Origin of the sequence: Ramlibacter cellulosilyticus (assembly GCF_014297465.1) — a bacterium.
GTDB lineage: Bacteria > Pseudomonadota > Gammaproteobacteria > Burkholderiales > Burkholderiaceae_C > Ramlibacter > Ramlibacter cellulosilyticus.
The window spans coordinates 154,709-164,674 of the sequence record NZ_JACORT010000013.1 but is presented as its reverse complement, the minus strand read 5'-3'; the positions used below and the strand labels follow the sequence as shown (position 1 = coordinate 164,674).

The window sequence follows — 9,966 nt, the reverse complement described above, 5'->3', positions numbered from 1 at the left end:
GCTCGAGCGGCTGCCGACGCAGCCGGCAAGTCGCATCGAAGAACTCCTGCCGCATCGCTGGACGCCGCTGGCAGCGAACACCTGAGCGCCGCCCCCGTCAAGACGGGATCACCGGACGCTTACCGAAATTCAGCATCCGACGCGAATGCACGCAGATGCGCCGGTTGGTCTGCCAGATCGAGGAGGTGCTAGCCGGCTTGGCGGCTAGCTAGCGACGAGCCTGCGGAGGTCGGCGGACAATGTGTTCTCATCCACCAGGTGCCCCATCTTATTGCGTCCATGAACAACGCGAAGCTGTCCGCCACTTTATGCGGCGTGTCGGGCGAATACTTTGTGGCTGCTGAGCTTTCGCGGCCCGGCTACATCGCCTCGCTCACTCGCCGCAACACGCGCGGACTTGACATCCTCGCTTCCAACGCCGACGCCCCCAAAAGCGTTGATATCCAGGTGAAAACCGCGCACGGCGGCAGAACTGGATGCTGACGGCCGAGGCGGAGGAGGCAGGCACGAAGCTGGTCTATGTCTTCGTTCGCCTGAACGGCCTGGCCGAGCCGCACTATTCGTAGTATCGCGAAAGGCCGTCACGGAGTTCATCGCCAAGCGCCACCGTGAGTGGCTGAAGATGCTCGGACGCAACGGGCAGCCGCACAAGGACACGAGCATGCGGCACATCCGAGACGACACCAACGAGTACCTTGATCGGTGGAACCTGGTCGGGCTGGACTGAGTCGCCCGGCCGGCGCGGACAGAATGCGGAGCCAAGCCCGATCTGACTTCCGCGGCTCCGCCTGCGTCGAGGTACCGATAGGTGGAATCGCCTGCGGAACAAGCACGTGACCGGGCACGGCCGTCCTTGGCTTCCCCGGTTGCGTGAGGAAGAGATCAAGGCCGCCGTCGAAATTGTCGGCGCCGTCTCCGCCTACATGCTGGCAAAGCTCGCCAGAAAGGCGCGAGGCCGTTAGCCGAGTCCTTAGACATCCCCTACGACGAAGACCTCGGTCCACGCCTTGAGCTCGAGCTGGGTGCGCTTCTCCTTCCACACCCCGTCGAGGACTCGAAGTACCTGTCCCTCGACGTGCCGAGGGAGGAGCTTCGCAACGGGGGCCTCATAGACGACGGCGATTTCGGCGCCGCTCCGAGAACGAGCGAGAAAGCCGTGGTCGCCGGCCTTCGCCTTCACGACCAGCTCGGCGTCGCCGCGACCGTCGACGAGCGCTGCCTCCTCGCCGACGGCCCAGCCCGCGGCGCAGCGCGCCCGCACGGCGCACGTGTGGCAGCCGGTGCCGGGCTTCGCCGCCGCGGGATGAGCGTTCAAGGCTTCGGTCAGCAGCGGGAGTTTCTTCACGAGATCGGCTTCGACGTTTTCGAGCGCGCTCTGGGTGACGGGCCACGAGGCGACTCCGTCGAGGTACTGCGCACTCACACGCACCGGGGCGTCGCCCGTCTTGCGCCACCAGAGGAGCGCGTAGCGCAGGAGCTGCTTGCGGTGCTTGTCGCTCGGCTTGCCCGTCTTGAAGTCGACGACCTCGATTCGCTCCCGTGTGTGCTGCACGCGGTCGAGGATGCCGAGGAACGGAAGCTTGGGATGCGTCAGCTTCACCTCGGAGAGCGCTCGCTTCTGCTTGAGGAGCGTCCGCACGTCGGCGGGCGTATCCGTCGCGCGCTCGGCGGCTTGCGAGGCGACCTGACCATCCGGCTTGTACTGCTCGCGGAACATGCGCACGGCGCGGTTCGCCAGCTCCTCGCCGCTCACGCGTAGCCGGAACGCGGGGCCAGGCCTAGGATGTGCCGTGAGCCGCTGCTGCCAATCGGTGACGGCCCGCGGGAAATAGGGAAAGAAGTCGGCATCGTTCAGCGCCGCTGAGAACTCCGCGCTTCCGAACGGCGGGTTGCCTCGCTGACCGCAGGCGCGCGTGAGCCGATCGAGCGCCTCGTGGACGATCTGCCCTTCGATGGCGGCCGGGTGCGGGCGCACCGGAAAACGCTCGAAGTCGCCCCAGCGCGAACGCAGGAGCTGCCAGCGGCGCGGGCACGCATCCACGTCGTCGAGGCTCGTGCTGCTCCATGTGGACGGCGGCTCGGCCCACGCAGTGGGTCCCTGCAGCTCGTAGAAGCTCATCCCCCCGCTCCGCCTGGCAGCTTCAGGCGCGCCACGGCGGCAGGCAGATCGTGAAGGAGGTCGAACGCGTCGAGCGACACGGCCTCGAGGAATTGCGAGCGCGCGGAAGCGATGATCGGAGACTCGTGCGCGAGCGGATCGATCAGCGGGTGATGAACGTCGACGCACACGCGCGACTTGGGCAGTTGGATCACAAGCGGCACGCGCGTGCCCCCAACTTGTACGTTCTCCTCACACGCAATGCCGCGCAGTGTGAGAAGCTGGCAAAGTGCGACGAGCGCGCGGTCTTTATCAGGGTCAGTCAGGCTCGGCAACTCGCCCGTGCGCAAGTGGCGCAAGAGCGCGAGGGCGAGGTGGCGGTCCAGCGACGCGTGAATCCAGTTGTTGCCGTAGTGGCGGATGCACCGATAGCAGGACGATGGGCAGTCGCAGCCTCCGAGAAGCGCCTCGGCGGCGTCGAGAACCTCGGGCAGATCATTGCCGACGGCGCGCGCGTAGCCTGCACCACCCGGCAGGAGGTCGTAGAGGTAGAGCTGCGCTTCATCACGGCGCCCGCCCATCACGGGCGTCCACCAGCCAGAGAGCTCGCCCTCGTCGATCTGCAGGACACGCGACGCAGCTAGCCCCAGCGCCTCGACCAGGGACGAGAGCGCCATGCGCGAAGCCCGCGTGAGCAAGCCCGTGGTGCTCGCGCCCCCCAGTTGCACCGGTGCCATTACGCGAAGGCGCAAAAGCAGTGCATCAGTCGGGAACTCATGCCCTAGGTAGAAGGGGCCGTCGGCGACGCCCGCGCACACGACGCCCTTTTCGAGCGGGTGCTGGTGCGTGGTGGCCGCGCCGTTCCTCATGAGTTTCGTCGCAGTGAAACCGGGGCCATACTCGGGCTCCGAGCGACCGCAATCGGGGCACACGCGGAAGCCCCGCTGGCCGACTCCCTTGTTGACCATGACAAGGCGGCGCGGCCCGGTCCAGCGAAGCAGTCGACCGTCGCAACCCTCGGTCCATGCCGATGGTGGGTCCTGAGGTTCGAGCCGCGCGCGGTCGGTCATACCGGCGTAGCTGATTGCCTGGCCACGATCCACTTCGCGTTTGGCGTTGAGGTCTGGCGCGAAGCCTGCCGGAGTGATGAACGCGGTGCGCGTGAGCTGGTCGCTACCGCACACGGGGCATAACGTCGCCTGCGCCATCGCTGAATCCATCGTCGCCCACGAGCAGTCACTGCACGACATGTACGGGCGCTGCCGCTGAATCGTGTGAACAGGCGTCGGCTCGTACGGCGAGTAGAGCGCCGCGGACTCGAAGCGCCACTTGTCGATGGTGAGACTTCGTCCGGGCGCGTATTCGGTGAGCGCAAGCTGCAGGTCACGCTGCGGCTCGTAGTCGAAAGTCCGCTTCCCAGGAGCATCACCCGGCTGACGAGGCTTCGAGACCCAGAAGGTCACCACATCGGTCGGAAAAGCGTAGCGTGGGAACACGGCGTGACCGATCAACGTCTCGAGGAGCGGCTCCTCCAAGCGCCGCTCGAGCGACTCGCGCTCGAGGTCGACCAGCGTGTCGCGCGCAGCGTACTCCTCGACCGGCAAGACCTCGCGGATGCGGGCCTTGCTCCGGTCGATGGCGCCTTGGATCGTCTCGTTGACCTCGGCGACGGGCTCGTTGAGGCCGAAGCTGAACGCTGGCACCCAGCCCCGAAGCTCGCTCCGAAGAAGATCGGCGTTTTCATCAAGCCACCCCTCGAGCTTGAGCAGCGAGCAAGGGTGTGACTCGGAAAGGAACTGCTCGACAGAGCCCAGCGAGCCGAAGAGGTCATAGCTAGTCGGGTCCGGCGGCACGCGCTCGTGGAAGAAGCGTTGCACGAGATAGGCGTGGATGTGCCGTTCGAGCACCTGCTGGTTCTCGACGTAGACGACGGGCGCGCGCACATCGCCCGAGATGATCTGCTCAGGGTGGTCAAAGAAGTGGGCATCGTGCGAGGTGCCGTGCGCATAGGTGATGACCGACGCGATCGAGCGCCCGCGACGGCCCGCGCGTCCGGCGCGCTGCTGATAGTTGGCGACGTGCGGCGGCACGTTGCGCAACGCGACGCCGGACAGCGCACCGATGTCGATGCCGACCTCCATTGTCGTGGTGCAGCTCAGCACGTCGATTGGCGGAAGGTTGTCTAGCGGCACATCCTGGAAGCGCAGCTCGTACTCCTCGACCTTGTTGAACGCGCTCTCGTCGGGCTGACCAGTGAGCTGCGCGGAGTGCTCGGCTGCCAAGAGGCCAAACGGTTCGATCGCGCGCTCATCGAAGGCGCGCTGCACCTGCTGCCGGTAGAAACCCGTCCGCGCGTCGAGATAGTCGGCGTCGACCTCCACTACAGCACCGAGGCACGCGGGACAGACATCGGCCAGCGCCTCAGGGTGGATGCGCGCGCAATCGCGGCAGCGCAGCCAATTGGCGTCGAGCCGGAGGTTCATGCTCAAGCCTTGGAGCTGCAGGTAGTAAACATCGCTTTCAAAGTGCAGCAGCCCCTTGTCGCGCACCACGTGCTGGAACCACTTGCCCACCTTTTCGACCTTGTCCGTGTCGCCACCGAGGACGTGCGCCAGGTACTGATCGAAGCGGTTGGGCAGCACGTGCTCTAAGCGCGCCGCATTGATGCCTTGCGGATGTGCCCAGCCCTCGCCGAGTTCCCGCGTCTCTGCGCCGTCCGGGCGGAACGAGCGGCGCTCAAGGTGCTGGCGAAGCCAGGCGCGGAACAGGACTTTCTGCGCGTCCGCGTCGAGGCCGACATTCGGGAAGTCGTCGAAGATCATGAACGCCGTGTCGGGGTCCTCCTCGACTGTGGCGAGGGCGAGCGCGGGCAGGGAGTAGTAGCGGTCCGTGAGTTCACTGAAAATCGCCTGCGCGAACGAGCGCGTGGCGCGGAGCCACCCCTTGTTCGCCATCGTGATGGTTTGCTCAAGCGTCTTGCCCTTCACCTGCCCGAGGTGGTTATGGAACTCGAGCTCGTCGGTGGCCGGGAATAGGTCGTAGCCCCGGTGAGCACACAGATGCACGACCGCCGGGTACAGGTACTGCATCGCCGAAAGGCCGCCCTTCTCGCGGAGCTCGTGAGCGGCCAGCGCGACGACCTGACGGAACAAGTCACGGGCGTGGCTGTGTTCGAGTGCGGGCGCGAGGCGAGCCGCCTTCTGCCGACCGTCGCTAAAGACGAGCACCTTCCGTCCGTGGTTCGGTAGGCGCGGGTCCCTTTTCTGCGGGGGCTGCTCGGCAAACTGCGCTTCAATGAGCGCCGTGAACGGCTGCTCACCGCGCGTCCTGAAGTCGTAGATACGGCTCTTCGCGGGCGCAGCGGGCTGGCACATCGCGCAGCGATCGAAGGAGGCCTCGCGCTTGCCATCCGCATCAAGCCACATCTCCAGCTCGCGCACCTCGTCGTCGGGGAAGCGGTTGCCCGTGTCCAGATAGCCAGTGCGGAGGTGCAGCCGCACAATCTCGGTGCGGTCGGTGTAGCGCGCGGCGCTCGGGAGCAGCTCGAGACGGAAGAGCGCGCCCTCGGTCTCACCCCAAAGGAACGAGAGCCGGTCCAGGGAATCTTCCTGCGAGTACGCGAGCAAGTAGGGGCTGCCGCAGCTGCGGCACGACGCGATCTCAAAGACGCGGCACCCACAGGCGTCACACACCGCGCGCGGCGTGGTGAAGAGCTTACCGAGAATCGCCTTCTCCCCCGGCTCGCTCTGCCTCCCGTCGCAGTGCGGGTTCACGCAAGCATAGAGGCCGTGGAGCCCTCGGAACAGGCCGTGCACGCGGGTCGGCACGAGCCCCGGCTCGTCGGCCTTATTTCGGGCAAGCGTCGAAACCGTGAGCAGCGCTTCGAGCGCGCGACGAGCGTCAGGGTGGCCGGGGAACACGCGCGGAGCGAGGTCGCCGAGCGCCACGGCCTGCCCTGCCGCCTCCTTCACGAGCTGGTTCACCCAAGGCTGGTCTTTCAACGCGGCGTACAACTCTGCAAGCACCTCGTTCTCGTCAGGGTTGGGGTTCCCGCCCTTGGGCAGGAGCGGCGCGAGCTTCTCGCGCAAGGCCGGAGCGTCGAGCGCTTCATTGATGCCATCAAGGTCGAGCGACGCCAGGGTGTCAGAGACGGCCTTAGGCGCTGGGCTCGCGGGCGTCGGCACCTCGCGCGTGCCGGTGATGGCTTCGAAGTCCTCTGGGCGCTTGCCCGTAATGTCGGCGGCGAAGCGCTTGACGGCGTCGACTGCAGCCGCGCCATCACCGAGCGAAGCAGAGGTGGCGATGACGCGCAGCTTGTCGGGCCGGTCGTGAATGCCCAGACGCGCGCGCAGGCGGCGTATGAGGAACGCGACCTCGGCGCCCTTCGCGCCTCGGTACATGTGCGCCTCGTCGAGAACGAGCAGGAGCTGCGTGCCCTCCTGCTCGAGCCATCGCTTCGTTTCGGCGAAGATGGGGCGCTCGAACGGGCGCATCAGCATGTACTCCAGCATGGAGTAGTTGGTGACCAGCACGTCGGGCGCGTGGCCCGGGCGGCTGCCAGCACCGTGGACCATCTCCTGCCGCGTCAGCAGCTCGCGATCTCCCGGCCCTGTGTGAAGGCGTCGCTCCCAATTGTGGTCCGTGTACTCCTGCCCGGCGCGCTTGCCGCTCTGGTACGTCCGGCGGCGGGCTTCATTTTGTGCGTAGAAGTTCTGTAGGTCCTTCGCGGGATAGCGACCCAAACGACGGAGGCGCTCTTCGACGTCGGGGGAGAGGCCCAGGTAGTAGTCGAGCAGCGGCTTCACACGATCGGCGTCCCGCGAGGTCGTGCGCGGGCCGGGGTACGGCGTGCGCCCGGTGTACATGCCAAAGCGCGGGAAGCGCCGATCCTTGCCGAGCTCCTTAAACGCATCGGCAACAGCAGGATCGCCGAGCAATAGGCGCAGGCGCGAAAGCTGGTCGTTCACCAGCGCATTCATCGGATAGAGGATCAGCGCGCGCACGGCGGGCTGATCGAACGTCTTGGGCGAGCGCACCGCTTCGTCGTAGAGGGAGCCCAGCATCGGCACTAGGAAGCACTCGGTCTTGCCGGAGCCCGTACCTGTGGCGACGACGATGTCCTTGCCCTCGACGAGGAACTCGTGGAATGCACGCTCCTGATGCACGTACATCGAGGGAAAGAGCACAGTGCGGGCGTCCTCCGGCGTGCTTTGGGCCGAGGGCGTCTTGGCGAGCTTCGAGAAAAAGGCGGCTATCTCCCGCGTAAAGCCGAGGTCGCCGTAGGTTGCCTTCGACGTCGCGTACCGGGTGGTGGTCTCAATGTAGGGCTCCTGTGCGAGCAGGTGACCTCCCGCATCTTCTTCGAGCAGCCGACGCCTCGCACGCACCAGGGTTGGATCGTTCAGCGGGTACGCGCTCTCGATATAGCCACGCAGCGCCTCCTGAAGTCGGCGCACGAGCCGCGTCGGCGTGAACCGCTCGTCGCCCGACGGGTCGCGTTCAAGGATGGACGCCGGGCGTGTCAACGACGCGGGCCTGCGCACCGTGGCTTTGCGCGTGGTCTTCTCGACCTTCGTGACCTTGCCACCCGCACGGTCGGTCCACGCCGCGAGGGACTTGTCGGCTGCGGGGCTCAGTTGGGCGATCGCGTTCGCCGCTTGCTCAGGTAACCACCCTTCAAATAGCGCGTCCAGCACCGCGTCGGCGACCTCGACGATGTCCGTGAAGTCGAGCTTATCGCCCTTGTCGAGCTTCTTCCGGAGGAAGCCAGCGATGTCGGCGTCGACTAGCCGACCTTCGTCGGCGTAGTTGCGGAGGTTCACGTTGCTCACAGGGCTGTCTCCACGTGCCAGTGATTGAGGTCGAGATCGACGACGGCGGGATGCCGGCATCCTTGGGGAACAAGCAGCATCAGACCGCGCATCGCGCGGGTGAGCCCGACATAAAGCACCCGCCGCTCGTGGCGAGCGCGCTCAGCGAAGAGGTCAGGCTCTTCGAAGTCCTCAGGCACCGGCCAGGCTCCGCTCTCGAGGCCCGCCACGATGACGATGGGAAACTCGAGGCCCTTGGCCGCGTGCAACGTCAGCACGCGCACCACGTCGGCCTTTAGGTCGAGATCGCGGCCCGGGAAGAAGCGGGCATCGACGCCTTGCCCCTGAAGCTCCTTCGCGATCGTCTCGCCCACGGCGGCGCCGGGCACCAGCACGGCGGCCGCACTGGCCTTCAGGTGGAGGTGCCGAGCCATCTGGCGAACGAAGCGCGCGATCCACTCGGCTTGCCTGTCGGCGTCGATGTCGCGCACCAGCACGGGGAGCGGTCCCTCGTGGACACTATTCGAAGCCACGAGCTCCTCGCCCTCATCCGCGACGAGCACAGAGAAGGCCGCGCGATCGATCTCCCGCGTCGAGCGGTAGTTGCGCGAGAGCAGCGCCGTGCGCCCTCGAAACTGGAGCCGCGGGTGTGCCGAACTCCACGTGTAGTTGCGCGAGTAGAGCGACTGCTTGTTGTCAGCGGCGAAGAACAAGCCCTCGGCCGTCTTGCAGACCTCGGCCATGAGCGCGAGCGAGACGGGGCTCAGGTCCTGCGCTTCATCGACGACGACGTAGTCGTAGCGGACCGCCTGGGCGTCTTCGGCGAGTAGCTTCAGCGCCTCGCGACGCAGCGCCGAGTATCGTTCGCCCGCGCCCTTGCTAAAGGCCTCATACAGCTCCCACACCGCCGCGCGTGCTCGTTCGTTGAGAGGCAGCCCGCGTCCCGGTCGCGCCGCCGCCTGGTACTGCGCCAGGCTGGTCAGGCCCCGTCCCTCGATGATCCACTCGAACTCTTCGAGGAGCCACACGTCGGTCAGCCGCTCGAGGGCGCGCGCACGCAGCTTCGCTTCGAAAGCCGAGCCACCGGGGGCGTGCTTCTCACGGAGCTTCGCAAGTCGGCGAAGCGCGTCATTGCTTGATTCGAGCGGCCCGATCTTGCGAGCGTTGCCGACGATTCGCCATGCGATCTGGTCGCACGTGGCGACCTCGACGCGGCGGAGCTGGTCGGACGTGAGGAGCTGTTCGAGGAGCTGCTGTGTGACGGTGAGCAGCGAGCGGGTGTACGTGGTGAACAGCACGCGCTCCGCACCCGTTGCGCCGGGTCGTTCGAGGAGCGCCTTCACGCGGTAGAGGGCAACGGTGCTCTTGCCCGTGCCCGCGCCGCCGCGAACCATCGTGGGACCCGTCAGCGCCCACTGGGTCAGCTTGAGCTGATCCTCGTCGAGCCGCAGCAGGAAGCCGAGGAGGTCGCCCTCCTTGAAACGAACGAGGTCCCTCGTAGACAGCACGACGAGATCCGGCTGCTGGTCGAGCCGTTCGATGGTCGGCGGGAAGAGGCGGTCGACGACACGACCGAGAACGTCAGGTGGCACGGGCGCTTCGAGCAACGCTTCTTCCGTCTTGCAGCGCAGGAGCGTCGGCACCGCCGAGACGGGCACGCCGATCTCGCGCAGCAGCTCCCGCGTGATGGGCTCGGGCAGCGCCGTCTCGGCCACGGTCATCTCGAACTGGAAGACCTTCGGCTGTGCAGCCGCGATGAGCGCGTCGAGGTTGTCGTCTCCATCGTCGGACGCAGGGGCGTCGACGGTCTCGCCTGGCACTCCATCGTAGGTGTCTTCGGCGCGCCGCCGGATGCCGAGCAGGCTGATCCAGTCTTCGCCGAATCGATAGAACACGCGGTGGTCTGTCACACGCATGCGGTACACGCCGTCTGCGCCTTTGAGCTTCTTCTTCACCTTCCCGTCGGGGAGCGGATCGGAGACGAGCCCGTCGATCTTGTCCCAGAGCAGCGCGGCGCGGTCCGAGGGGAAAGCCGCGATCTCCCGCATGCAGCTCGGT

General features: G+C 66.5%; 4 protein-coding genes. 1 reads left to right on the top strand and 3 read right to left on the bottom strand.

Annotated features, from left to right (window positions below; all coding sequences use genetic code 11):
* Positions 1-279 precede the first annotated feature (279 nt).
* The gene (locus H8N03_RS23780; RefSeq protein ID WP_187078718.1) at positions 280-483 is read left to right on the top strand and encodes a hypothetical protein; all 204 of its coding nucleotides are present in this window, start codon (positions 280-282) and stop codon (positions 481-483) included.
* A 487-nt stretch (positions 484-970) separates the two neighbouring features.
* On the opposite strand, the gene H8N03_RS23770 is transcribed toward H8N03_RS23780, so the two are convergent.
* The 3 genes from H8N03_RS23770 to H8N03_RS23760 are packed head-to-tail and all read right to left on the bottom strand — an operon-like array spanning position 971 to position 9,956.
* Complete coding sequence (locus H8N03_RS23770; protein WP_187078717.1) at positions 971-2,119, bottom strand: PD-(D/E)XK nuclease family protein; 1,149 nt, start codon at positions 2,117-2,119, stop codon at positions 971-973.
* Positions 2,116-7,929, bottom strand: coding sequence for a DEAD/DEAH box helicase (locus tag H8N03_RS23765; RefSeq protein ID WP_187078716.1), 5,814 nt, complete (start codon positions 7,927-7,929; stop codon positions 2,116-2,118). Before H8N03_RS23765 ends, H8N03_RS23770 begins: the two co-directional genes overlap by 4 nt.
* On the bottom strand, positions 7,926-9,956 hold the full coding sequence (locus H8N03_RS23760; RefSeq protein WP_187078715.1) for a 3'-5' exonuclease: 2,031 nt from the start codon (positions 9,954-9,956) through the stop codon (positions 7,926-7,928). The genes H8N03_RS23765 and H8N03_RS23760 overlap by 4 nt, the downstream gene beginning before the upstream one ends.
* Positions 9,957-9,966: the final 10 nt, after the last annotated feature.

Excerpts from the sequence above, each read along its gene's own strand:
- H8N03_RS23760 (WP_187078715.1), bottom strand. The coding sequence starts at position 9,956 with ATGCGGGAGATCGCGGCTTTCCCCTCGGACCGCGCCGCGCTGCTCTGG.
- H8N03_RS23780 (WP_187078718.1), top strand. The coding sequence starts at position 280 with ATGAACAACGCGAAGCTGTCCGCCACTTTATGCGGCGTGTCGGGCGAA.
- H8N03_RS23770 (WP_187078717.1), bottom strand. The coding sequence starts at position 2,119 with ATGAGCTTCTACGAGCTGCAGGGACCCACTGCGTGGGCCGAGCCGCCG.